The following is a 26,946-nucleotide window of genomic DNA, read 5'->3' as shown; positions in this document are numbered from 1 at the left end:
GATGGCGACAGCGCTCTCCCGCCAGCGCGTCGTCGAGCGGTCCGGCGCGCGCACGTCGTACCGGTTCGGATCGCCGCTGCGGAAGTCGCAACGGGTCGCGGGCTACCTGTTCGTGCTGCCGACGTTCGCGTTGTTCCTGGCGTTCGTGCTCTGGCCGATCCTCTACACGGCGTACCTGAGCCTGACCTCGTGGGGCGGGTTCGGGTCGCCGCGGTTCGTGCACTTCGACAACTACAGCCGGATGCTGCACGACCCGATCGCGCGCCGGGCGCTGATCGTCACGCTGGTGCTGACCGGCGTGACGACCGCGATCCTGACCTTCCTCGGACTCGTCACCGCGGTGCTGGTGAACGTTGTCTGGTCGAAGGTCGGCGTCGTCGTCCGGACCATCCTGTTCATCCCCGGGATCGTGTCGTTCGTCGTGTCGGCGGTGCTGTGGAAGCTGATCTACGACCCGAACATCGGCACGCTGAACCGGTTGCTCGGGGCAATCGGTCTGGACAGCCTGCAGCATCCGTGGCTGGCCGACCACAAGACCGTGCTGCCGGCGATCGTCGTGGTGACGGTCTGGGGCGGGCTCGGGTTCAACATGCTGATCTACTTCGCCGGCCTGCAGAGCATCGATCCGAACCTGTACGAGGCGGCTGCGATGGACGGCGCGAACACGGTCCAGCAGTTCCGCCACATCACGGTGCCGAGTCTGCGGATCGTCACCGGCCTGATCGTCAGCCTCGGCCTGCTGAACGGGTTCAAGGCGTTCGACATCATCTTCGTGATGACCGGCGGCGGGCCCAACCACGCCAGCGAAGTACTCGGCACGTACTTGTACTCGCTGGCGTTCGGTTCGACGTCCGGCTCGATCCCCCAGCTCGGGTATGCGAGCGCTTTCAGCGTGGTGACGATGGTGCTCTGCACGCTCGCGGTCATCGCGCAGCTCTGGCTGACGCGGAGGGCGGACCGATGAGGAGCAAGTGGCTCGGGAAGTCGTTCGCGACGTTCGTCCTGCTGCCGTTCTGCCTGTTGATGGCGTTCCCGTTCGTGTGGATGCTGCTGACGTCGCTGCGCGAGCAGAACACGATCTTCAACGGGCCGATCATCCCGCGGAAGTTCACCGGCGTCGCGTACAAGGACGCGTGGACGTCGATCGACTTCCCGCTGCACTTCTGGAACAGCGTCTGGATCACCTCCGTGACCGTGATCGGGGTGCTGATCTTCGCGACGCTCAGCGGTTATGCGTTCGCGAAGCTGGACTTCCCGTTCCGGAACACGTTGTTCGTTCTGCTGCTGACCACACTGATGATGCCGTCGACGGCGCTGATCATCCCGCTGTACCTCGAGCTCAAGTCGCTCGGCCTGCTCGACAGTCAGGCCGGGCTGCTGGTGCTGTACATCTCCGGGTCGGCGCCGTTCGCGATGTTCCTGATGCGGGCGTTCTTCCAGACCCTGCCGGACGAGCTGATCGAGGCGGCCCGGGTCGACGGCGGCAGCGAGCTGACCATCTTCCGGCGGGTGATCCTGCCGCTGACCCGGCCCGGGATCGCGACCGTGGTGATCTTCCAGTTCCTGTCCACCTGGAACGAGTTCCTGATCGCCAACACGGTACTGCGCAACACCGACGCGCTCCCCCTGCAGCCGGTGCTGTTCACGCTGATGGGCCAGTACTCCACGAACTGGCCGGCCCTCACCGCCGGCCTCACGCTGTCCGTCGTACCGGTCGTGATCGTCTACGTCCGGATGCAGCGGCAGTTCGTCGCCGGGATGATGCTCGGCGCTGTGAAAAACTAGACGAAAGAGGGCGTATGCCGATCAAGAACGTCGTCGTCAACTGCACGGATGTCGCACGCTCGGTCGAGTTCTACACGAGGTTCCTCGAGCTGCAGGTGGTCGGCGAGCCGACCGCTCAACGCGCCGTGCTGGACGCCGTCACCGCGACGATCGAGTTGCGGGCCGTGGGCAACGGCCGGGAGCAGAGCACCTGGTCGCCGGACGATCTGCAGAAGGGATTCCGGCACATCGGGTTCAAGGTCGACCGGATCGACGAGCGGGCCGGCGTACTCAAGGATGCCGGAGTCGAGTTCAAACTCGACCCACTCGATGCCGAGGGCAACGTCCGGATCTGCTTCTTCTACGACCCGGACGGCACGCTGCTCGAGATGATCCAGGGCGACCTGCAGTACGCCGAGATCCTGGACGCGGACGGGGTCGCGCGCGAGCGGGCGCTCGGCGTACCGTCGCGGCCGCGGTTCGACCACGTAGCGGTGACGATCGAGGACCGCGAGGCGACCAGCGCGTACTACGACCGGAACTACGGCTTCTCGTTCATCGGCACGATCGAGCAGCCGCACGACAAGCGCGGCTTCCACATCGGCTATCTGAAGGGCGGCGACACCGTCCTCGAGGTGTTCACCTACGAGGTCGAGAAGAGCTCCCGCGCCCCACAGCTCGACGTCGCCGGTTTCGCGTACGCCGAGCTCGTGGGCGAGCCCGCCGACCTGCCGGCGGAGACCGCGCCGGACGGGACCAAGGTCTACGTCGACGGCGACGGGTTCGCGTTCGCCGTAGGCTCCGAGGCATGAGAGAAAACTGGCTGCGGCCCCTGGGTTCCACCGGCCTGACCGTGTCCGCCGTCTGCGCCGGCGGCAGCGGGCTCGGAAGCATGCCCGCGGTGTTCGGGTACGACGTGACCCGACAGGAAGCGATCGAGCTGGTACTGCGGGTGTTCGACAGCCCGCTGACCTGGATCGACACGTCGAACGGGTACAGCGACGGCGAGAGCGAGCTGCGCATCGGTCTGGCCATCAAGGAGCATGGTGGACTGCCCGACGGGTTCCTGGTCGCCACGAAGGTCGACGCCCTCGACGGCGACTACTCGGGGGCACGGGTCCGGGCGAGCGTCTCCGAGAGCAAGGAGCGGCTCGGGCTGGACGAGCTGCCGCTGGTCTACCTGCACGATCCGGAGTTCCACGACTTCGACTCGATGCGGGACGCGGTCGACACGTTGATGCAGCTGCGTGCGGACGGCGAGATCGGGCATGTCGGGCTGGCGGGTGGCGACACTCGCGAGCTCTCCCGCTATCTGGATCTCGGTGGGTTCGAGGTGCTGCTCGTGCACAACCGTTGGAGCCTCGTGGACCATTCGGCTCTCGGCATCTTCCAGCGGGCTCGTGCCGAGGGCATCGCGGTGGTGAACGCGGCGATCTACGGCGGCGGGATCCTCGCCAACCCCGCGGGTGCCACCAAGTACGCCTATCGGGAGGCTCCGCCGGCGGTCCTGGACGCGGTGGCCGAGATGGACAAGGCCTGCCAGGAGTACGGCGTCGACCTCGCGACCGCGGCGTTGCGGCACTCGGTGGACGAGGCGGGGATCGACGGCACGGTCGTCGGGATCACCAAGCCGGCCCGGGTCGACGCGCTCGAGGCGTCTCTGGCCGTGGACCTCCCGGACGAGTTGCTTAACCGGTTAGGTAGCCTACTTCCGGACAGGCAGTACTGGGTTGAGAAGGAGACGACGTGACGAGCGGATTCACGTGGGGCGCGGCGACCGCGTCATACCAGGTCGAGGGCGCGGTCTCCACCGACGGGCGCGGTCCGAGCATCTGGGACACGTTCGCGCACACACCGGGCAAGATCGCGGACGGCACCAACGGCGACGTGGCCGACGAGCACTACCACCGGTTCGCCGATGACATCCGGATGCTGGCCGATCTCGGGCTCAATGCGTACCGGTTCTCGATCGCCTGGCCGCGGATCGTGCCGGGTGGATCGGGTGCCACCAACGCAGCCGGGCTGGACTTCTACCGGCGGTTGGCCGAGGCGTGCCTGGAGAACGGCGTCACGCCGTACGCGACGCTCTACCACTGGGATCTGCCGCAGCCGCTGGAGGACGCCGGCGGGTGGCTGAACCGCGACACGGCCGAGCGCTTCCGCGACTACGCGGCCGTGGCGCACGAGGGGCTGTCCGACGTCATCAAGCACTGGATGACGCTGAACGAGCCGTGGTGCTCGGCGTTCCTCGGCTACGGGAACGGTGAGCACGCGCCGGGTCGGACCGAGGGCGCTGATGCGTTGAAGGCCGTTCATCACCTGCTGCTCGGGCACGGGCTGACGCTGGAGGCGATCCGGTCCGAGGGTTCGTCGTACGGGATCGCGCTGAACCCGGCGCCGATCCACGCCGCGACCGACTCCCCCGCAGACCGCGACGCCGCCCGCCGGATCGACGGGCTGCGGAACCGTCTCTTCTTGGAACCGTTGCTGTCGGGGCGCTACCCGTCGGACGTGCTGGAAGACACCGGGATGACTTCGTGGTTCGCCGAGCAGGAAGCGGATCTTCGGCTGATCGCGGCGCCGCTGGACTTCATGGGAGTCAACTACTACTGCCCGACCACGGTCGCGGCACCGGACGGACCGATCTCGTCACCCGTCGCGTCGACGCAGCCGGGCAGCGAGAACGTCGTTGCCGTCGACACCGGTCTCCCCCGCACGCAGATGGGCTGGCCGATCCAGGCCACCGGTCTGCGCGACATCCTGGTCACGATCAACAAGCTCGCGCCCGAGCTGCCGTTGTACGTCACCGAGAACGGCGCGGCGTACCCGGACTCCGTCACTGCCGACGGCGCGATCGAGGACGACGACCGCCTCGACTACTTCAAGCAGCACATCGCCGTGTGCGAGGACCTGGTCTCCGAAGGCTTCCCGCTCAAGGGGTACTTCGTCTGGTCGCTGATGGACAACTACGAATGGGCCTGGGGCTACAGCCGCCGCTTCGGCATCGTGTACGTCGACTACGCGACCCAGGCCCGCACCGTGAAGAAGAGCGGGCGCTGGCTCAAGGACCACCTCACGGCTTAGGAACCGCTTTCAGGACCGAGTGTTCTGGTGCGGGGTCAGTTGGGTGTGGAGGACGAGTGAGGCGGCTCCCAGGGCCGCCGCACTCGGGCCGAGCTTGGAGAGCTCGACGCGGGTGGGATGCATCGCGCGGACGAAGGACAGGCGGTTGAGTTCCTGCGCCGCGACGCGGACGTAGATATCGCCGGCCTCACTGAAACCGGGGCCGGCGAGGATGATCTGGTTCAGGTCGAGCAGATTGGTGATCGACAGCAGCGCCTTGGCCAGGTACGTCGCTGACTCCTCGATCAGCTCGACACAGCGCGGGTCTCCGGCGGCGGCCAGACGGGCGATCTTGGCGAAGTCCGAGCGGGTGGACAGCCGACGGCCGCGGAGGCCGAGCTTGTCCGCGAGCTGCTCGTCCCGGCCGGCGCGTTCGACGACCGCGGCGGGCGCGGCAAGACTCTCCAGGCAGCCCTGGCCGCCGCACCAGCACAGCGGACCGTTCACATCGAGCACCATGTGGCCGATCTCGCCGACGTTCGACGACGAGCCGCGGTACACATCGCCGTTCGTCACCAGGCCGAGGCCGAACCCGGCCGCCATGTAGACGGTGGCGAAGTCGTTCACCGACGGGATCTTTCCCGCCCAGAATTCGCCGATCGCCGCGCAGGTCGAGTCGTTCTCCACCACGATCGGGTGGTCGATCGCGTCCTTCAGCGTGTCCCGGACGGCGAAGGGCTCCCAGGCGTACTTCTCCGAGTCCGTCCGCAGCAGCCGCGTACCGCCGCGGCCCTGTCGTCCGGCCAGGGCGACTCCGACGCCGACCAGCGTCGACGGCTCGATCTCCGCCTTCACGATCAGGTCCTCGAGCTCGGCCGTGATGCGCTGCACGGCCGTGGCCGGAGCGTCCTTCCCGATCCCGCGCGACGACAGCTGCTCGATGACGCGGCCGCTCATGTCGGTGACGACGTACGTCGTGCTCGGGGTGTCGACCGCGATCCCGACCGCGTGCCGGGCGCGGGGGTTGAACTGCAGGAGCGTGGCGCGTTTGCCGCCGGTGGGGTCGCCGTACCCGGTCTCGATGATCAGGCCGTCGGCGAGCAGTCGCTTGACCACGCGGGAGATCGACGCGCCGGTCAGGCCGGACCGGTCGGCGAGATCGACGCGGGTGACCGTGCCGCTGGAGCGGATCAGGTCCAGGATCGCGCTATGGGTCTCCTGCGCGGTCGCACCTCTCAGAATCTTCGCCACGTCACCCTCCCTCGGATCGCACTTTAGTACACAACGTAAGGAAGTGGCAGAGGTTGACCTCAATCATTGTTGAGGTTCTAGCGTTGCCGAGCATGAAGGCGATCAGATTGCATGCGTTCGGCCCGGCGGAGAATCTCGTCTACGAGGAGGTGCCGGACCCGGTTCCTGCGCCGGGCATGGTGCTGGTCGAGGTGGAGGCGGCCGGGGTCCATCTCGTCGACACGATGATCCGCTCCGGCTCGACGGGTGGGAGTCCGATCCCGGTGCCGGAACTGCCGACGATCCCGGGGCGGGAGGTGGCCGGCCGGGTGAGCGCGGTCGGGCCGGACGTGGACGCTTCCTGGGTCGGCAAGCGCGTCGTGGTCCATCTCGGCATGGTGCCAGGCGGGTATGCCGAGCGGGCGGTGGCGAAGGTCGATTCGCTGTACGAACTTCCGTCGCATGTCGACGCCGCGCAGGCCGTGGCAGCGATCGGTACGGGGCGGACGACGGCGGGGATTCTCTCCCAGGCCCGTCTCACCGCCGACGACGTCGTACTGGTGACTGCGGCGGCGGGTGGGATCGGCAGCTATCTGGTCCAGGCCGGGCGAAACGTCGGGGCGACCGTGATCGGGCTGGCGGGTGGACCGGCGAAGGTGGTGCTGGTGCGGTCGCTGGGGGCGCAGTACGCGCTGGACTACAACGATCCGGACTGGGCCGCGGGCCTGAAGGCCGACCTGGGCGACCGCGAGGTCAGCGTGCTCCTCGACGGCGTTGGTGGAGCCAACGGGCAGCAGGCGTTCGACCTCCTCGGCCACGGCGGGCGGGTGTTCATGTTCGGCTGGTCGGGCGGTGGGGCGATCGAGTTCACCCACACGGACCTGATGTCCCGCGGCCTGACCGCCGGCTGGGCCATCGGCGCCAAGCTCGTCACCCGCCTCCGCGAACTGGAGTCCACAGCCCTCGAGGAAACAATCTCGGGCCGCTGGAAGGCACTCACAACTACGTTCCCGTTGGCGGAAGCCGCAGCCGCCCACCGCGCGCTCGAAGAGCGCGCCACGACCGGAAAGGTCGTCCTCATCCCCTGACAGTCAGGAAAGCTGCAGACGACAGGCGCCCGGCCCACGACCCGCCGCCGGTGCTTCAGGTACGCCGGTAGTCGCGCGGGGCGACACCGAAATGCGAGCGGAATCGGCGTGACAGGTGGAACTCGTCGGCGAATCCGAGGGTATGGGCGATCTCGCGATGGGTGAGGTCGGTCAGACGTAGCAGCGTGGCGGCCGCCTCCAACCGGCGTACGTTCCGGAAGGCGGCGGGCGTCTGACCGACCTGTGCGGTGAACCTGCGGCGGAACGTGTCGTAGCTGAGGCCCGACTCGGCTGCGATCGTGGTGAGGGCCGTGCTCGCGGTGAGGTCGTCGGCCAGGCGGCCCATCGCGTCCACGATCTCCATGCTCACGTCGTCCTCGGGGGTGTCCTCGACGTCGACGAGCCAGTCGGCCAGGGCCAGGAGTTGGTGTTCGGCGGCCCGGCGGGACTTGGGGCGTGCACGGAGCACGGTGCGGAGCGCTTCGATCGGGGGTTGCGGGACCGGGTAGCGCGGGCCGGCACCGGTGAGGTGCGGGAGGGCGTCGAAGAGTGGGCCGGTGAAGACGACGAACAGTTCGGTCCACCGCTCCCCCGGATCGGTGTGGTAGGTGTGCGGGAACCTCGGCGGGACGAGCGTGTGCGCGCCGCCGGTGATCCGCTCCGCGCGGCCGTCGCCGTCACGATAGTTGCCCTCGCCATCGATCAGCACCGACAGCACGTACCCGTCCATCACCCGGAGCTCGGCCGACATGATCGGTTCGGAGTCGACCACCTCGCCCGCGAGCGCCAGTTGACCGAGCCTGGTCACCGGGCCTTCGGCGATCGTGACGATCGTGCGCTCGGTCATGGCAGGTACGGTAGCGCGCCAAAATGTTCATGTCCGGGTCGCGGGGAGACATTCTCTGTCCTTCGTTGCCGTCCTAGCGTTTCTGGTAAGCCGATCGAGAGGACTTCCATGAACGACCTGGTCACCCCGGAGCATCTTGCGCAGTTCCGCGACGAGGGGTACTTCGTGCTGGACCGCGTGCTCACCGACGAACAGCTCGAGCTGCTGCGCGGCGGAGCGCAGTACTCGATCGACAAACTCGACGCCGCGATGGACGAGGCCGGCACCGACTCGCTCGGCATCAACCACCGGGGCAAGCGGTACTTCAGCAGCATGATCTACCAGGACCGGCCGGAACTGCGGCAGTTCCTGTTCAGCGACACGATGGCGGAGATCTGCCGCGCGACACTGGGCGACGACGCGTGGCTGTTCTGGGAGCAGTACGTGATCAAGGCCGGCGACCCGGACACGGCGTTCGCGTGGCACCAGGACTCCGGCTACGTCCACGAGGACCACGCGCCGTACCTCACCTGCTGGATCGCACTCGATGACGTCACCGAGGAGAACGGCTCCGTCTACCTACTGCCCTACTCGAGGTCCGGCATCCGGTCCTACATCAAACACATCCAGGACCCGGCCCTCAACGACCTGGTCTGCTACTTCGGCCCCGACCCAGGCATCCCGATGACGGCCGCGGCCGGCTCCATCGTCGTCTTCTCCAGCGTAGTAATCCACCGCAGCGGCCCCAACCGAACCGACAAACACCGCCGCGTCTACCTGGCCCAATACTCCAAAGAAATCATCCCGTCCAAAGACGGCACAGGCGCCCACGGCTCCTTCGACCCCTTCCTCAAGTCCGGCCAAAACATCGCCGACCGCTAACCCCCGAATCAGGCCTCCAAACCTCGAAGAAGACCGGCTCACGCGCGACGCCGCTGGACCCGACCAGCCCATGTGGCTTCGCGAGACCCCTACTCCAACTCATGCGTCACTTTTGGGAAGCGTCACAGCAGGTCCTCCCGGAAGTGCAGCATGTTGGCGCTGAACAAATGACCCGCTGTTCGGAGATCAGGACTCTGGGATCAGTCACCTTCGATGTGAGGCTCGGGAGACGTTCTGCCGATCGGCTCACCGCCTACTCCGCTGTAGCCAACCAAGCCGTACCGGTCGGCTAGGGCGAAGATGTCGGGAATATGTTCGAGGTGACGCCGTGCAAGCCCGAGAAGTACGAATTTCTCGTCCTCGCCAGGGCTTTCTTCCAGTTGGTATGCGGCAGGTTCTAGCGAATCTTCGAGGTCCGGCCACCGGCTCACGATCGCCTCTCGGAACCGCAGGACGTCTGGACTGGAGATCAGCCTGTCGGTGATGCCCTCGGCGAGATCATCGAAGATCTCCAGGGGGTCACCAGAACCTTGCTTCCAGAAACCGAAATCGCTGGTCACAGCTTCCTTCCGAGGACGCTAGGGGGTGCAGATCGGACATGCTGTACTCCGCCGCAGGACGGTGGTCTTGAAGCCGTACGTCTTCTCAAGCCACTCGTCCTTCTTCCGTTGCGTACGGTAGTAGTTCGACTTGTCGACCTTCACTTCGAAGAGATCCAGTCCACCGTTCTCGTTCTTAACCGCGATGTCCACCTCCCGCCTGCCGTACGGCGTCCAGAAGTTGAACCCGTCGCCGTATGTCTCGCTGTAGATGTCCGATCGCTGGTAGAACCGCTCAAGTGTTGCAGTCATCTCATCGACGCCTTCCGCGCCGCGCGCATTGTAATGGCTCGGGATTCCACAGTTCGTGTTGTGAACCAGAATCGACGCCGCCCCGGCGACAACGTAGTACGTGTGCACACCTTCGACGGTGAGGTTGTAGGCCGATGTTCGATGCTCGCTGCCAGGCCGCAGCCCGCCGACCGCGCGGTGGCTGCCGTCGGCCGAAAGGACCTGATCGCCTGGGTCGAAGTCTGACGCCTGCTCAAACCTCCGGTCGGTCGCGTTCCAGAGCGGATGATCTTTCGTGGTCGCTACCTCTCCACCTGCGACTTCGAAGTCGAGCAGATCATCTGGATGTTCGATGAGCGCTGTAACCTCATGCGGGCCTTGCTCGTCTGTCGTCGGGTCCGTCGCCAGCACCTTGTCACCGACCTCGACCCGTGAGATCGGCTTGGTGGTGCCGTCCGCCATCAGCACTTGCGTCTCGCCGCTGAAACTGCGCGGACATCCCCGTGCCGCCGCCTCTGCGGCTTCGTCTAGTTCCTTGGTCAGCGGTTTGACGGACCGCAACCCGACTCCGAGGAACTCGCCGCCGACGAACATCAGCGCGCCCTCGGCACATCCCTTGCCCAGACCACGTAGATAGTCGCCTGCGGTGTGTTTTCGGCCCAGCAGCGCTCCGGCGACGGTGTTGATGACCGCACCGCTCGCACAAGCGACGACGATCTGCGGCATCCCGCCACTCGGATCGGTTGCATCGACGGGGTCGCCGTCGACGTACGCGTACAGGTTCGGCCCGGAAGCGTCAAAGCCCTCTGGATCCTCTGACAAGAACCGGCCGGTGCTCGGTTCGTACCATCTTGCGCGGTTGAACTGGAGACCGGCAGGTGTTCCAGGACCCGACTCGCGCCCGGTGTACCGCACCGAGTTCGGGTCAGCGGCAAGGCTGGACCGCCCGCTGCCGTATGGCCCGTACGTGTACTCCGCCGCAATGCTCGCGGTCCCCGGCGTGGTTCGCGCGATCACCGAGCCAAGTCCGTCCGTCAGCAGCGCCGAAGCTCCTCCGGCACCGTCCAGACCGTCGACGCGGGCTATCGCCGAGTCGGTCCCCAGTGCGGACAGGTACGTCGCGTCCGCGCTGCCGGGTCCGTCCTCGACGAGCAGGTTGTTGCCGTCATACTGCAGGCTCCAATTGTCCGCACCGACCGACGTCCCGATCCGCCGGCCGAGAGCGTCGTACCGCATCTGCGTCGCACCGGCCGCGCCCGCTGTCGAGACCAGCTCGCCGCGGGCATTCCAGGTGTAGGTCGACGAGCCGTCCGAGAGCAGATGTCCTTCGGGGTCGTACTGGCGGCTCACGCCGTCCAGTGACGTCAGCCGGTTGGCCGGATCGAACTGAGCTGATGTAACCGGCGCCGGGAGATCCGAGCGGGCCCATGTTCCGCCCGTACGGTCGAGTCTGCCCGCGCTGTCGTAGTGATAGGTGACGGTGCCGAGAACCTGCGAACCCGACGCGAAGCTGAGATCGGTCAGCAACCCGGACGGGTCATAGCCGGATGTCCGCACCACTCCTCCCGGGAGGGTTTGCGTCTTCAGCCGACCGGTGATGTCGTACCCGTACGACGCGGTCACACCTCCGCGGGTGACCTGGGTGAGGCGATCGGTCTTGTCGTACTGGTACGTGGTGTCCGGCAGGCCAGGGACCCTCAGAGTCTTCAACCTGTCGGCGTCGTCCCATTCTCGCGTGATGGTCCCTTGCGGGCTGGTCTCGGTCGAGAGGCGATCCCGGTTGTCGTAGGTATAGGAGATCGTGCCCGCACCCGGCGTCGAGTCGGTGACCGACTTGAGCCGACCGTTGTCGTCGTACGCCGAGGTGAGCGTCGACTGGTACTGATACGCGCCTGGCGACCCGGTACGGCCGTAGCCGGTGAACACCTGACGCTGCAGGTCGTCATACCGATACTCGGTAGTGCTTCCGCGCCGATCGGTAACCGTCTCTGGTCTGCCGAGCGGGTTGTAGGTGTAGTAGGTCGATTTGCCCACCTGATCGGTCAACTGGCTAACCCGGTCGGCGATGTCGTAGGTCCACGTCGAGGTTCCGCCGCGCGCGTCCTTCAAGGTCTCCTGGTTGCCGTTCTTGTCGTACGTCGAGACCGTGGTGGCGCCCATCGGGTCCTTGCTGGACAACACCTGATCAGCGGCGTCGTACTGCACCGACGACATTCCTCCGTCTGGGCTGACGGTCTGGATCAGGCGTCCGACATCGTCGTAGTCGTAGGTCGTCTTTCGGCCAAGCGCGTCCGTCACGGCCGACGTCGCACCGTCCTGATATTCGTACGTCGTCGAGCCGGCACCCTCGACAGTCTGTTTTGTGAGCAGGCCATCCTTGTCCCACTCGTAGTCGAGCTTGCGGCCTTCCGCGTCGGTGACGGTGGCAACGTTGCCGGCGGCATCGAAGGTGTAGTGGGTGGTGTTGCCGAGGGCATCGGTGGCGGAATCCATCGCGCCCTCAGGACCGTTGTAGGTCGCGGTTTCCTGCTGCTGCTCGGTGCCGAGGGTGACCGTCGTCGATGTGGACTGCAGGTCGGCGTTGTAGATGCTGACCATCGTCCGTCCGTCGGTGTCGGTGGACTTCGTCGGGACGTGGGAAGTGGGGTCGCGTTCGATGGTATGGCCGCGTTCAGACGCAGTACCTACAGCGCTGGTGTCCTTCACAAGGTAGCCGGCTGTGTCGTATTCGACGGTGCGTTTAGCGCCCGCAGGGTCGGTGACGGTGGTCTTGGTGACGCCTTTACCTGTGCTGTCGAGGGTGTAGTCGAACTTGTAGAGCCCACCGTCGGCCAGCTTCTGCTGGATCACCCGGTTGTTCGCGTCGTAGGTGTTGGTAAGGAACAGTTGGTTCTTGGCATCGGTGATAGTAGTGAGGCGCTTCGATGTGTCCCAGCCGTACGTCGTGATGCCGCCGTTCACGTCCGTGACAGTTTTCAGCAACCCGTTCTCGTAGGTGTACGAGACCGTACGGCCGGCGTTGTCGTGAATGGCGGTGACCTGGCCGGCAGTGTTGTAGTCGTAGGCCAACCAGTAGCCCTCGGACGACGTCACCGAGACGATCGCGCCGATCTGGCTGCCGTATTCGTTCTTGGCGATCCGACGGATCTTGATCGTGTGGCCGAAGCGGTCGCGGATCGATTGCAGCGGTGCGAGGTCGCCGTACACGAGCGTCGTACCGTCGCGAAGCCGCAGATCCCAGCCGGCGCCGTTCCAGACGACCGTCGACCCGGCGAACTGGCCGAACGTCCCGGTCGCCGCGAACGCGGCATCGGTCCACCCGTTGCCGGGCGAGGTGCGCACATAGTGCACCTGAGACCCGTCGATGAGGTTGAGGTCCAGCTCCTCCCACTGTCTCTTCGAGGTGAGGAACGTGTCGTAGGTGCCGAGAGTCCCCTGGCCGAACGGTCTGGCCCGGCCGTCACCGGAGTTGTAGGCGCGCTGCGCCTCGATCGGGATGAACCCGCCCAGCGACAGGTCCGACTGTGTATAGGTGAAGCGCCCGGTCCCCAGGTCGATCGGGTCACCAGCCGATCCGAGCGCCTCGAGAACGCCCTTGGCCAGCGCCTCCAGCCAGTCCGGGACGTTGATCATCGCACCGTCGAAGTTCTCGATGCCGGTGTCATACGACGGCTTGACCTGTGAACCGTCCGAGGTGACATTGCCGTGGCCGTAGATCTCCCAGCCCTCTGCGTACTTCTCGTGGGTCCAGAAGTTCATCTCCGTGCCGGGCTTCTGGTTCAAGTAGTTCGGGTAGTAGATCTGACCCTTGCCGCCGTGGAGTTCCCCGCCGGCCGGTTGCACGGTGAAGTAGACGGGGACCTGAACGCCCTTCGGCATCGGGATCGGCGTCCGGTCGACCGGAATCGGCGTGATGCCGATCCGGGTCACAGGCTTGCCGTCGGCGTCGGTGACGGTCACACCGGCGGGCAGATGCACCTCGAGGCCTTTGACCTTCGGCGTCTTGATCACCACCGGCGCTGTCGTCGGCGAAGTGATCGCGATCTCGTTCGCGGTATCCAGGATCGGCAGGTACGGCTGGTAGAACAGCTTGTTGCGGCCCTTTCGGAGGTTGACCTGGACGTCGAAGTACCCGTACTTCGTCGTCCGTGTCGAGGCCGTCCGCCCGTCCATCACGAACAGGAAGGTGCCCTGCGGGAGGCGCGTCAGGACGAACGAACCATCCGCCTTGGTACGGACCGCGCGATCGGCAACGCGAACCGTCACCCCGGCCAGCGGCGTGCCGTCGGTGCGGAGGATCTTGCCCGTCAAAGAAGCGTCCCGGCGTCGTGGGTAGACCGGTGGCAGGCTAGGTTCCTCTGGATCCTCCGCCACCGCCCTGACACTGCCGTGCGTGGGCAGCTCGCGTGCTCGCGGAACGGCGGCCAGCGTGGTGTTCGCGACCGTGACAGTCGCGGATCCTGCGTCGGCGTACACGGGGTCAAGCAGCAGCGTGTACGTACCAGCCGCCGGCAGCGTGTAGGTCAGCGAACCGTTTGCCGTCAGCAAGGTCGACGTCAATCGAGCGCCGCTCGGGTCCTGCAACTCGAAGCTGCCACCCACGGACGGGTAGCTCTCCGCGGTGACTGTGCCCTTGATCTTCTGGTTCGCGGCTCCGGAGAAGGTGACGCGCCCGGACTGACCAGCAGTGGTCGCCACCGTCACACCGGCGCCGCCGACGATCGCCGGCTTCACGACATCGGCGGGCACGTCGATCAACCGTAGCGTCGCGCCCGACGTCGCGTTCAACTGCGGGTCGACCTTGATGCTCCAGGTACCGGCCGTCGCCGACGTCGCGGTGTCGAAGAGCTGTCCCTGGTTCGACGAGTAGCAATTGGCCGTCGCCTGTCGGGTGCCGTCCGGCCGAAGGAGTTGGAAGCTGACAGCAAGCTCCTGGCTCGGAGTAGCAAGGGTGCAGCCGATGAAGAACCGCTGGCCGGCGGCGACCGGGAAGGTCACCGTGGCGTTCTGGCCGGGTGCCAACGTCATGACCGGGTTGGAGCCAAGCGCAGAGCTCATCACCGAATCCGCCGGTACCGACACCACCTGCAGCGTCGGGCCGTACACCAGCGAGCCCTGGGGATCGACGACCACCGTCCACGTCCCCGCAGTCATCACGCGTGCATCGAACAGGATGCCATTGTCGAAGTCACCACAGAGGCCACTTTCGACACGCTGCCCAGCCGGATCCAGAAGGTCGTAACTGACGTCGACATCGTGCGCCGCGTCCCGGACGCAGGTCACCATGACTCGCTGGCCGTCAATGGCGGGGAACGTCAGTCGCGCCGACTGCCCAGGGACCGTGTTGGCGACTGCCTTCGCCGGCCCGTCGATGACGGTCGTGTAGACGGCGTCCGCGGCGACCGAGTTCACTTTGACGTCGATCGCGCCGGTCTGGGTGCCGCCCGGCACCAGCAGCACGATGTACTCCCCGGTCTGCGGCAGCGTGTACCGGTCGACCTCGTACTGCAGGAACGTCGACCACGGCAGGTCCCGGTACAAGAACGAACCGTCCGGACCGCGCACGGACACCTTGCCGCTGGTGACGGTGCTCGAGGCGAAGTCGACGTGCACCAACTGCCCCTGCTGCCCGGTGAGACTCACCGACCCGGTCTGACCCGGCTTCGTGATGTTCAGCCGTCCCGCGGCACCATCGATCGTGGTCGTCGTCGTGATCGGGGCCGGGACGGTGGTCACTTGGGCAGTGAATGTCCCGACGTCGAACCGGGCTGGGTCGAAGTCGAGCGTGTAAGTCCCGTCCTCGGGCAGCGAGACCGCCGGCAGGTAGTTGACCGACGACGTACCGATGAACTGCCCGGACTCCTTGAGTTTCTGGCCGCTCGGTCCCCACAGAACCGCGTTGTCGACGATCTGTGCCTCGTTGGACGCCCCGAGGCTGGTGAAGACAAGCTGACCCTTGGTTCCGGTGAAGGTGAAGACCGGGTGGGACACCGGCACGGTCGTGGTGTTGCTGACGACTGGGCCGTCGATCGTCAGTGGCTTGGACACGTCGGCGCTCTCCTGGGCCGTAACGGTGAAGCTCCCCGTACTCGGGTCGCGCGGATCCAGCTCGAGCAGGTACGTCCCGGTGGCCGCAGTACGAGGCAGCTCGATGTACTGCGTCCCGCACAACTCCTCCTCGGCGTACACGGCACTCCGGTCCGGTCCCCAGATGTGTGCCTCGTAGCAACCGCTGATGGTCTCGTCGACCTTGTACCCGAACCGCCTGCCCGATGTGCCGTCGGTCGTGACGAGCGCGATCTGGTTGGACGTGATGAGGTTGATCACGGTCGGCGTGCCGATCGTGGTGTGCGGCGCGCCTGCGACATCGGCGGCCAGGAACGGCGCCGGTACGACCGCCAGGTGGTTCGACGATGACGCCGTACCACCCTTGGTGCGGACTGAGACCTTGCCGGCGAGGCCGAACGTGGGTGCTTTGACGGTGAGGGTGGTCGGCGTCGCGGTGAGCACCTGGAGCTTCATAGCGTTGACGGTGACCGTGTTGCCCGTGGTGCTGGGCGCGAAGTTGGAGCCCGAGATGGTGACTGTGGCTCCGCGATCGGCGACGAGCGGACTGAAGGACGTGACTTGCGGCGCGACCAGTACGGCGATGCTGCCCGCGCCGACTGTGACTCCTCCGACCGTCACCGTCACCGCACTGCTCGCCGTGCCGGTAGGGATCGACACCGTGATGTGGTTACGGCGGAGCGTCTTGATCGGTGCGGTGACACCGCCGACCGACACGCTCACCTGTGCCGGGTCGAGACCGAATCCGGTGCCGTAGATCTCGTACTCGTCCCCGGGCGCGACCTCCGGGTTTCCGGTCTGGACGATCGTCAGCGCGTTGGCCGGCAACGCCTTGGTCGCGGTGATGTTGCCGACCGCGTCGTACACGTACTCGACACCGGCGCCGTCCGAGGTGAAGGCGGCTTTGACCCGGCCGGCCAGGTCGTGTGCGTACAGCACCTCCGCGCCCATCGGAACGGCCTTCGCGCCCGCCGAAACCGAACCGGTACCGACGGCGTTGATCGCCTGAACGGTGAAGGTGTATGGAACACCATTCGTCAGACCGCCGATGATCGCGCTGTTCTGGAGCCCGACCGTCATCTTGATGGCTCCGGGATTGGCGGTGATCGTGTACCCGGTGATGGCCGCGCCGCCGTCCTTCGGGGTGGCCCAGTCGACGGTCGCGGACTGGTCAGCGCCAACCGCCGTCACGGCCGTTGGCGCGAGCGGTGCGGTCGCCTTGAGGTAGTAGCCGCGAAGCCGCACGAACAGCTTCGCCGCGCCGCTCGCGTAGAAGGTTGTCTGTCCCGCTGCCGAGAATCCCAGCGTGTCGTGTCCCTGGGTGGTGACCCCGCTGGCGTAATAGACCGAGGCATCCGACGGACGCGTCGTACCTGCGGGATAGCCCGTGATGACACCACCGGCGGTCGGCGTACTCGCGTTCACGTTCGCAGCGATTGCCGACACCGAGCCGGCGGCCGGTACGCCGTTGGCGCCGGCGAGCGTGGCCGTCGTCGTACCGCCGGTTGCCAGCGCCACTCCATTGACAGCGGACGCCCGAGCGACCGGAACGTAGGTAGCGCCCGCAGTGGTTGCTGTGGGCACCAAGTAGTACCCGCGGAGCCGAACATAGAGATGTGTGGCGCCGGTCGCGGCGAAGGTAGCCTGCCCGGAAGCCGACAGCTTCACCGTCTCGTAGTTGCCCTGGTTCACGGTCACCGGGTAGTAGACCGAGGCGTCGGCCGGCGCCGTCGTGCCAGCCGGATAGGTGCGCAGGAACCCCGCCGCCGAGGACGCCGACGCGACGACGGACACTGCGACGGCCGCAACGTTCGCCGTTGCGGGGATGCCGTTGGCGCCGGCGAAGGTGTAGGTGTAGGTGCCGTTGGTGGCCAGGGAGAGGTTATTGACTACGGTCGTCGGTGGGAGCGGTATGAACGTGGCACCAGCCGTGGTAGTCGACGCCGACGTGTAGTAGCCACGAAGGCGCACATACACCGTCGACGCCGCGCTCGAGTACACGCTGATCTGACCACTCGCCGACACCGGCACGACGTCGTACGTCGCCGTGTACCGACCAGTCACGAAACTGGTCGTGCTGTCGGACGGCCGTGTGGCGCCCGCGGCGTAGGTCTGCACCCATCCTGCGGCGGAGACACCGATCGCACTGATCTGCACGGCGACCGCGCTGACCTGCGCAGCTGCTGGTACGCCATTCGCGCCGGTGACAGTCGCTGTGACCACACCGCCGGCCGCCACCGATGCCGCATTCACAACGGTTGCGTTGGGCACCGGGACGAACTGACCCGCCGCCGGTTGCAGAGCCGGCGCCGCGGCGTTCGCGGTGGCGCTCTTGGAGGGCGGTGTCGCGGCCGCTGGACTCGACGTTGCGGACGATGAGTCGATCGCGAGAAGCGTGCCGATCAACGCGAGCAGGAGAAGGTGAACGACAGTGCGGAAGCGGCGCACGAGACCCCCAGCTAACCAGTCAACTCCCCCGAGCGGACCCGGCTAGGTCGGCAGTAGCCTAAGGCCAGCGCACCCTGGATCGAGCCGACTCTGCAGCTTGTTGCAAAACGACACTCCGACGCGCGGTCAGGGGTTGCGGGGTCCGTACATGATGACTACGACGCCGAGGAGACAGACTGCGGCGCCCAGTAGGTCGTAGCGGTCGGGTTTGAAGTGGTCTGCGAGGATGCCCCAGGTTAGGGAGCCGGCTACGAAGATGCCGCCGTAGGCGGCGAGGATGCGGCCGAAGTTGGGGTCGGGTTGGAAGGTGGCCACGAAGCCGTAGGCGCCTAGGGCAACTATTCCGCCGGCGATCCAGAGGAGGCCGCGGTGTTCGCGCCAGCCTTGCCAGATGAGCCAGGCGCCGCCGATCTCGGCGACGGCCGCGAGGGCGAACAGCAGGATGGATTTGAGGACGGTCACGGGTGGCCGATCTCGGCGAACGGGAGGGGGCAGTCGGGGTTGCCGGCGCAGGTTCGGAGGTCGTCGCAGCCGGCGGTGAGGCCGGCTCGGAGGGTCTCGGCGATGACTGTCAGGTCGGCGATCTTGGCTTCCACGTCTGAGAGTTTCTCGCGGGCGCGGGCCTGGAGATCGGCTCTGTCGCCGCGGGCGTGTCGGTGGCGGGCGGTGTCGATCAGCTCGGATATCTCGGTGAGGGTGAACCCGAGCCGCTGCGCCGCCTTGATCACGCGCAGCGTCGTGACGGCGTCCGATGGATAGATGCGGTGGCCGCCGAGGCTTCGCGCTGGTTCGGCGAGGAGGCCGCGGCGTTCGTAGTACCGCAGGGTTTGTGGGTTGACGCCGGCTGCGGCGGCTAGCTCGCTGGGTCTCATGGCAGTCCGTCGAGTACGGCGGTTTGCGTTGGTGGGACTGTAATCCGCAGCCGTAGGTGGTCGGCGTACGCAGTCAGGGTGAAGGTGAAGAACGAGCAGCACTCGAGCTCGCGGGCGGTGAGGTCCTCGACGGTCGCACGGGATGCGGGATCGAGGGTGAGGTCGAGGGTTCGAGGATCGACGCGGTTCGCGCTGCGGAGGTGATCGGCGAAGAGTTGGTCGAACTCGGCGACGCGGAACGGGCGTTCTGCGGTCGGCAAGGTGCAGGCGTCCGGGGCTTCCATGAGATCGACGGTAAACCTGTACCGAAGTACCGGATGCAAGTCCGTCAGTCGGTCCAGGTGAGGACGTACGCGACGGCGCCGAAGCTGACCCGGTCCCCCGGGCGTACGCGGACGGTGGTGGTGATGCGGAGGTCGTTGACGGTCGTGCCGTTCATCGAGCCGAGGTCGCGAAGCATCCAGCCGTCGTCGACGTGCCGGAGCTCGGCGTGATACCGCGAGACGGAGACGTCCGCCATCCGCAACGTCGCACCCTGGCCACGCCCGATCCGCACAGTCGGCGAGCCCGGCGCTGGCAGCGCGAGCCCCGGCAGCGGTACGGCGGCCGGCTGCCGCGCCCAGGTGAACCGCGGAAGCCCGTCGAGCCACGACGCAACCACACCAACGGGGTCGAGCCGCCGCGAGAGGGTGGGCCGACCGGAGCGCTCGGGGTAGGCGGCGGGTCCGAGCGGGTCGACGGAGCCGTACGCCGGATCGTGTGCGGTCGCGGGACGGTGCGTCGAGTCCTGCGGGTGGGCCCCCGTCCGTGCATTCGGCGACACGATCAGCCGTGGCAACCGGGTGCGGAGGGCCCGGGTCCAGGTTCGGAGGCGGGGTTCGGGGCGAGGGAGGTCTCGGATCGCATCGGCGAGTTCGCCACGGCTCTGGGCGCGGAGGACGAAATTCATCCGCCGGATGAAGGTGTCGTGGGACAGTCGGCCGGACCCGGCGCCGTCCCGCAGTACCGCGAGGGCGCGATCTCGCTCCGCGTCCGACGGACGCGTCCCCTCCACCGGCACCGAGGTCATGAGGCCATTGTCCGCGGCATCCCGGTTCACTGTCCACCAGCGCCCGGCGCGGGTCCCTGCTACCGGCCCCGCGCGACTTTGTGCACCCGCCAACCATTCATCGACCCTGGAAACGGTTGGTGGGTGCACAAAGTAGGTGCTCGAGTGCCGGGTGGTGCGGTTCTGGCAGCAGCGGGGTCGGTGGGACACAATGCAGGGATGCGACTGCCTGTTATGCCGCCGGTGAAACCGATGCTCGCCAAGCCGGTCAAGGAGATCCCGCGCGGTGAGCTGAGTTACGAGCCCAAGTGGGACGGGTTCCGGTCGATCATCTTCCGTGACGGCGACGAGGTGGAGATCGGCAGCCGGAACGAGAAGCCGATGACGCGGTACTTCCCCGAGCTGGTCGAGGCGGTGAAGGCGAATCTCCCCGAGCGTTGCGCGATCGACGGCGAGATCATCGTGATCGGCGAGTCCGGCGACCGGCTCGATTTCGAGGTGCTGCAGCAGCGCATCCACCCGGCCGCGAGCCGCGTGAACATGCTGTCCGAGAAGACCCCGGCCCGGTTCGTCGCGTTCGATCTGCTCGCACTCGGTGACGACGACTACACGGAACGCCCGTTCAGCGAACGCCGTACGGCGCTGATCGACTCGCTCGCCGGCGTCAAGGCGCCGATCCACGTCACGCCCGCGACCGCCGACCACGACACCGCCGCGCAGTGGTTCGAGCAGTTCGAGGGCGCCGGCCTGGACGGGCTGATCGCGAAGCCGCTGGACGGGACGTACCAGCCGGACAAGCGGGTGATGTTCAAGGTCAAGCCGGAGCGTACGGCGGACTGCGTCGTCGCCGGCTACCGCGTACACAAGAGCGGCGAGGACCGGATCGGCTCGCTGCTGCTCGGGCTGTACAACGAGGACGGCACGCTGGCGAGCGTCGGCGTCATCGGTGCGTTCCCACTCGAGCGGCGCAAGGAGCTGTTCCAGGAGATGCAGCCGCTCGTCACGACGTTCGACGAGCACCCGTGGGCCTGGGCGAAGCAGGAGGAAGGCGTCCGTACGCCGCGTAACGCGGAAGGCAGCCGCTGGCAGGCCGGCAAGGACCTCTCGTTCGTCCCACTGCGCCCCGAGCTCGTGGTCGAGGTCCGCTACGACCACATGGAAGGCATCCGCTTCCGCCACACCGCCCAGTTCGTCCGCTGGCGCCCGGACCGTACGCCGGAGTCCTGCACCTACGAGCAACTGGAGGAGCCGGTGAAGTTCGACCTCGCCGACGTACTCTCCAGCGCGCAACGCTGATGCTGTACTCCCTCTACAACACGCGGCTGCGCCGTCAGATTGCCGGACTGCCAAGGCCGGAACACGTCGCGATCGTCATGGACGGCAACCGCCGGTGGGCTCGCGGCGCCGGGTACGACGACGTGCGTATCGGTCACCGCTTCGGCGCCAAGCATCTCGAGCAGTTCCTGCAATGGAGTGCGGACGCAGGGATCCGGTGCGTGACCGCCTGGGTCGCGTCGGCCGACAACCTGCGTAAGCGGGACTCGGGCGAGGTCGACTACCTGATGGAGCTGACCGAGACCGTTCTGGCCGATCATGTCCGCCGCGACCACCGCTGGCGGCTGCATCTCGCGGGCCAGCTGGATTTGTTGCCCGATTCAACAGCTCGCGCACTGAAGGAAGCCGTCACGCTCAGCCGGGATCGTGACGCGGGAGACCTGACGATCGCGATCGGCTACAGCGGCCGGCTCGAACTGGTGGACGCCGTCCGGTCGATGCTCGAGGAAGCCGCTGCAGGCGGCCGATCACTCGACGACGTCGCGGATGCGTTGAGCGAGGACGAGATCAGTCGGCATCTTTATGTGCCTGGCCTGCCCGACCCGGACCTGGTGATCCGGACCAGTGGCGAGTTGCGGATGTCGGACTTCCTGCTGTGGCAGGCAACCCGGTCGGAGATCGAGTTCTGCGACCTGTACTGGCCGGCGTTCCGCGAGGTGGATCTGCTCCGCGCGCTGCGGACGTACGGACGGAGGAAACTGCAACGATCCAGTTGAATACTTCGGCGCCGGTTGGGGGCACTATGGGGTTTATACCGACTGGTAAGCATCGGAGGTTACGCGATGTACGACGTCGTACTGCTCGTCGAACAGGAACTGTCCGAGCCTGACGCGAAACGCGTCGTCGAACTGCACCATGACATGCCGGAGCCGGTGACGTACCACGTGCTCGTGCCGTGCCACAACGCCGAGGCAGGCGTGGAGGCCTCGATCAGCGCACTCGGCACCGCGGACCTGTACGGGCCGGGGCTCGCCGGTCAGCGCGAGGATCTCGCCGAAGCCCAGAAGGCGATCGACACCGAGGCCAAGGGCTGCAGCGGACGCAGCGTGCAGCGGCTCCGCGACCTCGGGCAGCACGCCGAGGGCGGCATCTCGCACGACCGGCCGATCGACGCCCTGGTCGCGACCGTGAACGCGACGCAGGGGCAGGAGGTCATCATCCTGACCCGCCCGCACATCGTCGCGGAGTTCTTCCACCTCGACTGGACGACCTCGGCGCGCCGGCACCTCGGCGTACCCGTCCTGCATCTGCTCGAACACGACGCGCAGAAGACGGCCTCAGTGCGAGAGCAGCGCCGCGTAGGTGACGCCGCCGGCGAGGCTCGCGATCAGTAACGACAGCGTCGTCCTGACCGCGCGCTCACCGGTGCGGCCGTAGTGGCGGCCGTCCTCGGAGTGGTACGCGACCTTGTAGCCTGCGTACCCCGCTGCGAGGGCGAGCGCCAACTTGATCATCAAACACCTGCCGCCGAACCTGACACCGAGCCGGTTTCCGTGAACTGCGTGTGGTACAGATCAGCGTACTCGCCACCGGCGGCGAGCAGCTGCTCGTGCGTGCCGCGCTGGACGATGTTGCCGTGGTCAACGACCAGGATCAGGTCCGCGTCCCGCACGGTCGACAGCCGGTGCGCGATCACCAGCGACGTCCGCCCTTCCAGTGCCGTGTCCAGCGCCCGCTGAACGGCGACCTCGGACTCGGAGTCCAGGTGCGCGGTCGCTTCGTCCAGTACGACGATCTTCGGGGCCTTCAGCAACAACCTGGCGATCGCGAGTCGTTGCCGCTCGCCACCGGACAGCCGGTGACCACGATCGCCGACCACCGTGTCGAGCCCGTCCGGCAGAGCGGAGACGAGATCCCAGATCTGGGCCGCCCGCAACGCGGCGACCATCTCGTCCTCGGTCGCGTCCGGCTTGGCGTACACCAGGTTGGCGCGGATCGTGTCGTGGAACATGTGCGCGTCCTGCGTGACGTACCCGATCGTGTCGTGCAGCGACTGCAGCGTGACGTCGCGAACATCCTTGCCACCGACCCGCACCGCTCCCCCGGCCACGTCGTACAGGCGTGCGACCAGGTTGGTGATCGTCGTCTTGCCCGCACCCGAAGGGCCAACCAGAGCGACCATCTGGCCGGGTTGGATGGCGAAGCTGACGTCTTCGAGAACCGGAGCCGAGACGCGTTTGTCCAGCACAGCAACGGCTTCGAGGCTGGCGAGAGACACCTGCTCCGCAGTCGGGTAGGCGAAAGCAACATGGTCGAACTCGACGCTCGCGGCATCATCCGGCAGGTCGACGGCGTCGGGCGCGTCCTTGATCATCGGTTCGAGATCGAGCACCTCGAAGACCCGCTCGAACGAGATCAGCGCGGTCATCACGTCGACTCGGATGTTCGAGAGCGCGGTCAGCGGCCCGTAGAGCCGGCCGAGCAGCGCGACGAGTGCGAGCAGCGTCCCGATGGTCAGCGTCTGCCGTACGGCGAGGTTGCCGCCCACGCCGTACACCAAGGCCGTCGCCAGCGCGGCGACCAAGGTCAGCGCGGTGAAGAACACGCGGCCGAGCATCGCGATCCGGATGCCCAGGTCACGGACGCGGCCGGCGCGCTCGCCGAAGTCCGCGGTCTCGAGCTGCGGCTTGCCGAACAGCGTGACGAGCAGCGCGCCGCCGACGCTGAACCGCTCGGTCATCGCGGTCGACATCTCGGCGTTCAGGTTCATCTGCTCGCGCGTCATCGCGGCCAACCGGCGGCCGAGGATCCGCGCCGGGATCAGGAAGATCGGCAGCATCAGGATCGCGACCACAGTCAGCTGCCAGCTCAGCGCCAGCATCGCGCCGACGACCAGGATCAGGCTGATGACGTTGGAGACCACGCCGGACAGCGTGGACGTGAAGGCCTGCTGGGCGCCGATCACGTCGTTGTTGAGGCGGGACACGAGTGCACCGGTCTGGGTGCGGGTGAAGAAGGCGATCGGCATCCGCTGGACGTGTGTGAACACCCTGGTCCGCAGATCGAAGATCAGCCCCTCCCCGATCCGCGCCGAGAACCAGCGCTGGATCAGACCGAGCAGCGCCTCGAAGACCGCGAGTACGGCGACGATCAGGGCCAGCGCGGTCACCAGGCCGGCGTTGCCCTTCGAGATGCCGTCGTCGACGATCTTCTTGAACAGCAGCGGCGACGCGATCACCAGCACCGCGGACACGACCACCAGCAGCAGGAACGCCGCGATGTGCCAGCGGAACGGCCTCGCGAACCGCGCGATCCGCGGCAGCGTGCCCTTCGCCAGCTTCTGCCCGGCCACCGACGCGTCCTGCCGGCGCCAGCCCATCGCGCCCATGCCCGGCCGCATCATCGGTGACGACATTCAGTTCCCTCTCCTTGGATAGATCTTCCAACACTTCACGCCGCCCGGCGCTTCCCGCAACCCTTGGTTGCACATCGGCAGGATCACGGCTACAGTCATGTGCAACAAAAGGTTGCGGAAGGAGCGGTGAGATGGCCAGGAGCATCGAGCGGGAGATTCGGGTGGAGGCTACCCCGGAGGTGGTCTACGAGGTGGTCAGCTCGCCGGAGCACCTGCGCGAGTGGTGGCCGGACGAGGTCGACCTCAAGCCGGTCCCCGGAGCCACCGGGACGGTCGGCTTCCGGCAGGCCGAAGGCACGAAGGTCGTGCCGGTCACGGTGGTCGAGGCCGAGCCACCGCGCCGGTTCGTCTTCCGCTGGGACTACGACGGCGAGACCGCCACCCCGGAGAACTCGCTGCTCGTGACGTTCGAGCTTGTTCCGGTCGACGGCGGCACCCTGCTGCGGTTCGCCGAGACCGGGTGGGACGAGGCCGCCAAGTCCGATGCCCAGCTCGAGGACCACACCAACGGCTGGAACTACTTCCTCCCCCGCATCGCGCCGTACGCCGAAGGGCTGGCGAACCGGCCGTGATCGACGACGAGCTCTGGTCGGCGATCGGTGACCCCACCCGGCGGCGGATGCTCGACCTGCTGCTCGCCGACGGCGGCGGTACGTCGACCAGCCTCAGCGACCAGCTGCCCGTCACCCGCCAGGCGGTCGCCAAGCATCTCGCCGTACTCGAACGGGCCGGACTCGTGCACTCCACGGCGTCCGGACGCGAACGCCGCTACACCGTGGACGAGTCGCAGCTCGCCCGCGCGATCAACCAGCTGACCGACGTCACCGGAGCGTGGGACCGGCGGCTGCAGCGCATCAAGCGGATCGCCGAGGCGATCCAGAAGACCCGAGACAACTGAAAGGCACGACAATGTCAGACATCCTGCACCGCGTAGGAATCATCGCGTCCCCGAAGGACGTCTTCACCGCACTCACCACGATCGACGGTCTGGCCGGCTGGTGGACCGAGGACACCAAGGGCGACGTCGACGGCGTCATCGAGTTCCGCTTCGCCACCGCCGGCGGCGACGGCTTCGACATGAAGGTCCTGGAGACGAAGCCGGGCGAGCTGGTCCACTGGGAGGTCGTTGGTGGACCCGACGAATGGATCGGCACCCACGTCACCTTCGAGCTCTCGCAGACCGACGAGTACACGATCGTGCTCTTCAAGCAGGCGGGCTGGCGGGAGCCGGTCGAGTTCATGTACCACTGCAGCACCAAGTGGGCCACGTTCCTGATGAGCCTCAAGCAGTACGTCGAGACCGGCAAGGGCGAGCCCGCGCCGCACGACGTACTGATCAGCAACTGGCACTAACCGAGCGCGGCGATGAGTTCCTTCAGCCGCCGCGACTGAGCCTCGCGCTCAGCCTTCAGCTGATCCTCGTAGGTGCGGTCGGCGGCGCCGAGCAGCAATGCCTTGGTCTCGCGGATCGCACCCGGGAGCGGGCCGAGCACGGCGTCGGTCAGGTCCTTCACGGTCGCCGCCAACTCCTCGGCGGGTACGACGATGTTCGCCAGACCGATGTCGCGTGCCTCGGCCGCCTCCACCCAGCGGGTCGTCGTACAGAGCTCGAGCGCCCGCGAGTACCCGACCAGCTGGACCAGGGGCTGGGTGCCTCCGAGGTCGGGCACCAGGCCGAGGGCCGGCTCGCGCATGCTGAAGCGGGCGTCCGGGGTCACGACCCGGAGGTCGCAGGCCAGCGCCAGCTGGAACCCAGCGCCGACGGCGTGACCCTGGACAGCCGCGATGCTGATGATCTCGGGACGCCGCAGCCAGGAGAACCCGGACTGGAACGCGGCGATCAACTCCAGCAGCTCAGGCTCCGGCTTCGCGCCCAGCGTCAGCAACGGCTCCTGACCGTCGACGGGATCGCCGACCATCAGGCGTCGGTCGAGTCCGGCCGAGAACGACGGCCCCTCCCCCGACACCACGACCACGCGGACCTCGGGCGGCAACGACGTACCGAAGTCGGCCAGGGCGCTCCACATGGCCGGGGTCTGGGCGTTGCGCACCTCCGGCCGGTCCAGCACCACGCGCGCAACCGGGCCGTCCACCGAGAACCGCAGTCCGAGATCCGTCATGGCACCGGATATTACTCGG

General features: G+C 66.9%; 24 protein-coding genes. 13 read left to right on the top strand and 11 right to left on the bottom strand.

What is annotated here, in order from left to right; all coding sequences use genetic code 11:
- Position 1 precedes the first annotated feature (1 nt).
- From OHA10_RS29310 to OHA10_RS29290, 5 genes are read left to right on the top strand one after another with little or no spacing between them, the layout of a single operon-like run.
- Positions 2 to 964, top strand: a complete 963-nt coding sequence (locus OHA10_RS29310) for a carbohydrate ABC transporter permease (protein ID WP_371401979.1) — start codon at positions 2 to 4, stop codon at positions 962 to 964.
- Positions 961 to 1,785: a carbohydrate ABC transporter permease gene (locus OHA10_RS29305; RefSeq protein WP_371401978.1), complete on the top strand. Its 825-nt coding sequence runs from the start codon at positions 961 to 963 to the stop codon at positions 1,783 to 1,785. Before OHA10_RS29310 ends, OHA10_RS29305 begins: the two co-directional genes overlap by 4 nt.
- Before the next feature lie 14 nt (positions 1,786 to 1,799).
- Positions 1,800 to 2,576 (top strand): VOC family protein, encoded by a 777-nt coding sequence (locus OHA10_RS29300; RefSeq protein WP_371401977.1) that lies wholly within the window; start codon positions 1,800 to 1,802, stop codon positions 2,574 to 2,576.
- A complete protein-coding gene (locus OHA10_RS29295) occupies positions 2,573 to 3,514 on the top strand; it encodes an aldo/keto reductase (protein ID WP_371401976.1) in 942 nt (313 codons plus the stop codon). The genes OHA10_RS29300 and OHA10_RS29295 overlap by 4 nt, the downstream gene beginning before the upstream one ends.
- Entirely contained in the window at positions 3,511 to 4,848 is a 1,338-nt protein-coding gene (locus tag OHA10_RS29290) for a GH1 family beta-glucosidase (RefSeq protein ID WP_371401975.1), read from the top strand. Before OHA10_RS29295 ends, OHA10_RS29290 begins: the two co-directional genes overlap by 4 nt.
- Positions 4,849 to 4,857: 9 nt before the next feature.
- Here the strand turns inward: OHA10_RS29290 and OHA10_RS29285 are convergent, their stop codons facing one another.
- Entirely contained in the window at positions 4,858 to 6,078 is a 1,221-nt protein-coding gene (locus OHA10_RS29285) for an ROK family protein (RefSeq protein WP_371401974.1), read from the bottom strand.
- Between the two features lie 92 nt (positions 6,079 to 6,170).
- Here OHA10_RS29285 and OHA10_RS29280 point away from each other — a divergent pair, with 92 nt between their 5' ends.
- Positions 6,171 to 7,145 (top strand): zinc-binding dehydrogenase, encoded by a 975-nt coding sequence (locus OHA10_RS29280; RefSeq protein ID WP_371401973.1) that lies wholly within the window; start codon positions 6,171 to 6,173, stop codon positions 7,143 to 7,145.
- A gap of 55 nt (positions 7,146 to 7,200) precedes the next feature.
- On the opposite strand, the gene OHA10_RS29275 is transcribed toward OHA10_RS29280, so the two are convergent.
- Positions 7,201 to 7,992, bottom strand: coding sequence for an AraC family transcriptional regulator (locus OHA10_RS29275; protein ID WP_371401972.1), 792 nt, complete (start codon positions 7,990 to 7,992; stop codon positions 7,201 to 7,203).
- A gap of 108 nt (positions 7,993 to 8,100) precedes the next feature.
- Here OHA10_RS29275 and OHA10_RS29270 point away from each other — a divergent pair, with 108 nt between their 5' ends.
- Positions 8,101 to 8,853, top strand: coding sequence for a phytanoyl-CoA dioxygenase family protein (locus tag OHA10_RS29270; protein WP_371401971.1), 753 nt, complete (start codon positions 8,101 to 8,103; stop codon positions 8,851 to 8,853).
- A 200-nt stretch (positions 8,854 to 9,053) separates the two neighbouring features.
- On the opposite strand, the gene OHA10_RS29265 is transcribed toward OHA10_RS29270, so the two are convergent.
- From OHA10_RS29265 to OHA10_RS29240, 6 genes are all read right to left on the bottom strand, one after another.
- Positions 9,054 to 9,413, bottom strand: a complete 360-nt coding sequence (locus OHA10_RS29265) for a hypothetical protein (RefSeq protein WP_371401970.1) — start codon at positions 9,411 to 9,413, stop codon at positions 9,054 to 9,056.
- Positions 9,414 to 9,431: 18 nt separating this feature from the next.
- Positions 9,432 to 18,197 (bottom strand): RHS repeat-associated core domain-containing protein, encoded by an 8,766-nt coding sequence (locus OHA10_RS29260; RefSeq protein ID WP_371401969.1) that lies wholly within the window; start codon positions 18,195 to 18,197, stop codon positions 9,432 to 9,434.
- Positions 18,198 to 18,323: 126 nt separating this feature from the next.
- A complete protein-coding gene (locus tag OHA10_RS29255; protein ID WP_371401968.1) occupies positions 18,324 to 18,659 on the bottom strand; it encodes a YnfA family protein in 336 nt (111 codons plus the stop codon).
- Positions 18,656 to 19,069: a MerR family transcriptional regulator gene (locus OHA10_RS29250; RefSeq protein ID WP_371401967.1), complete on the bottom strand. Its 414-nt coding sequence runs from the start codon at positions 19,067 to 19,069 to the stop codon at positions 18,656 to 18,658. The genes OHA10_RS29255 and OHA10_RS29250 overlap by 4 nt, the downstream gene beginning before the upstream one ends.
- Entirely contained in the window at positions 19,066 to 19,353 is a 288-nt protein-coding gene (locus tag OHA10_RS29245) for a hypothetical protein (RefSeq protein ID WP_371401966.1), read from the bottom strand. The genes OHA10_RS29250 and OHA10_RS29245 overlap by 4 nt, the downstream gene beginning before the upstream one ends.
- A gap of 44 nt (positions 19,354 to 19,397) precedes the next feature.
- Complete coding sequence (locus OHA10_RS29240; RefSeq protein ID WP_371401965.1) at positions 19,398 to 20,138, bottom strand: FHA domain-containing protein; 741 nt, start codon at positions 20,136 to 20,138, stop codon at positions 19,398 to 19,400.
- A gap of 198 nt (positions 20,139 to 20,336) precedes the next feature.
- Between OHA10_RS29240 and OHA10_RS29235 the strand changes: the two genes are divergently transcribed.
- The 3 genes from OHA10_RS29235 (at position 20,337) to OHA10_RS29225 (ending at position 22,786) form a co-directional block, all read left to right on the top strand.
- A complete protein-coding gene (locus OHA10_RS29235; protein WP_371401964.1) occupies positions 20,337 to 21,413 on the top strand; it encodes an ATP-dependent DNA ligase in 1,077 nt (358 codons plus the stop codon).
- The gene (uppS, locus tag OHA10_RS29230; protein ID WP_371401963.1) at positions 21,413 to 22,168 is read left to right on the top strand and encodes a polyprenyl diphosphate synthase; all 756 of its coding nucleotides are present in this window, start codon (positions 21,413 to 21,415) and stop codon (positions 22,166 to 22,168) included. The genes OHA10_RS29235 and uppS overlap by 1 nt, the downstream gene beginning before the upstream one ends.
- A gap of 66 nt (positions 22,169 to 22,234) precedes the next feature.
- Positions 22,235 to 22,786: a hypothetical protein gene (locus tag OHA10_RS29225; RefSeq protein ID WP_371401962.1), complete on the top strand. Its 552-nt coding sequence runs from the start codon at positions 22,235 to 22,237 to the stop codon at positions 22,784 to 22,786.
- Here OHA10_RS29225 and OHA10_RS29220 read toward each other — a convergent pair.
- Complete coding sequence (locus OHA10_RS29220; protein ID WP_371401961.1) at positions 22,730 to 22,906, bottom strand: hypothetical protein; 177 nt, start codon at positions 22,904 to 22,906, stop codon at positions 22,730 to 22,732. The genes OHA10_RS29225 and OHA10_RS29220 overlap by 57 nt on opposite strands.
- Complete coding sequence (locus OHA10_RS29215) at positions 22,906 to 24,807, bottom strand: ABC transporter ATP-binding protein (protein WP_371401960.1); 1,902 nt, start codon at positions 24,805 to 24,807, stop codon at positions 22,906 to 22,908. Before OHA10_RS29215 ends, OHA10_RS29220 begins: the two co-directional genes overlap by 1 nt.
- A gap of 131 nt (positions 24,808 to 24,938) precedes the next feature.
- Here OHA10_RS29215 and OHA10_RS29210 point away from each other — a divergent pair, with 131 nt between their 5' ends.
- Genes OHA10_RS29210 through OHA10_RS29200 form a run of 3 tightly spaced genes read left to right on the top strand, consistent with a single transcriptional unit; the run spans position 24,939 to position 26,160 of the window.
- On the top strand, positions 24,939 to 25,379 hold the full coding sequence (locus OHA10_RS29210) for an SRPBCC domain-containing protein (protein WP_371401959.1): 441 nt from the start codon (positions 24,939 to 24,941) through the stop codon (positions 25,377 to 25,379).
- A complete protein-coding gene (locus tag OHA10_RS29205; RefSeq protein WP_371401958.1) occupies positions 25,376 to 25,705 on the top strand; it encodes an ArsR/SmtB family transcription factor in 330 nt (109 codons plus the stop codon). The genes OHA10_RS29210 and OHA10_RS29205 overlap by 4 nt, the downstream gene beginning before the upstream one ends.
- Positions 25,706 to 25,716: 11 nt before the next feature.
- Positions 25,717 to 26,160 carry an SRPBCC domain-containing protein gene (locus tag OHA10_RS29200; protein WP_371401957.1) on the top strand — a complete coding sequence of 148 codons (444 nt, stop codon included), beginning with the start codon at positions 25,717 to 25,719 and terminating at the stop codon, positions 26,158 to 26,160.
- Here the strand turns inward: OHA10_RS29200 and OHA10_RS29195 are convergent.
- On the bottom strand, positions 26,157 to 26,927 hold the full coding sequence (locus OHA10_RS29195) for an enoyl-CoA hydratase/isomerase family protein (protein ID WP_371401956.1): 771 nt from the start codon (positions 26,925 to 26,927) through the stop codon (positions 26,157 to 26,159). The genes OHA10_RS29200 and OHA10_RS29195 overlap by 4 nt on opposite strands.
- Between the last annotated feature and the right edge of the window lie 19 nt (positions 26,928 to 26,946).

The organism is Kribbella sp. NBC_00662 (assembly GCF_041430295.1).
Taxonomy (GTDB): Bacteria; Actinomycetota; Actinomycetes; order Propionibacteriales; family Kribbellaceae; genus Kribbella.
The sequence above is the reverse complement of the archived record's forward strand: the minus strand, read 5'-3'. Positions and strand labels throughout refer to the sequence as shown.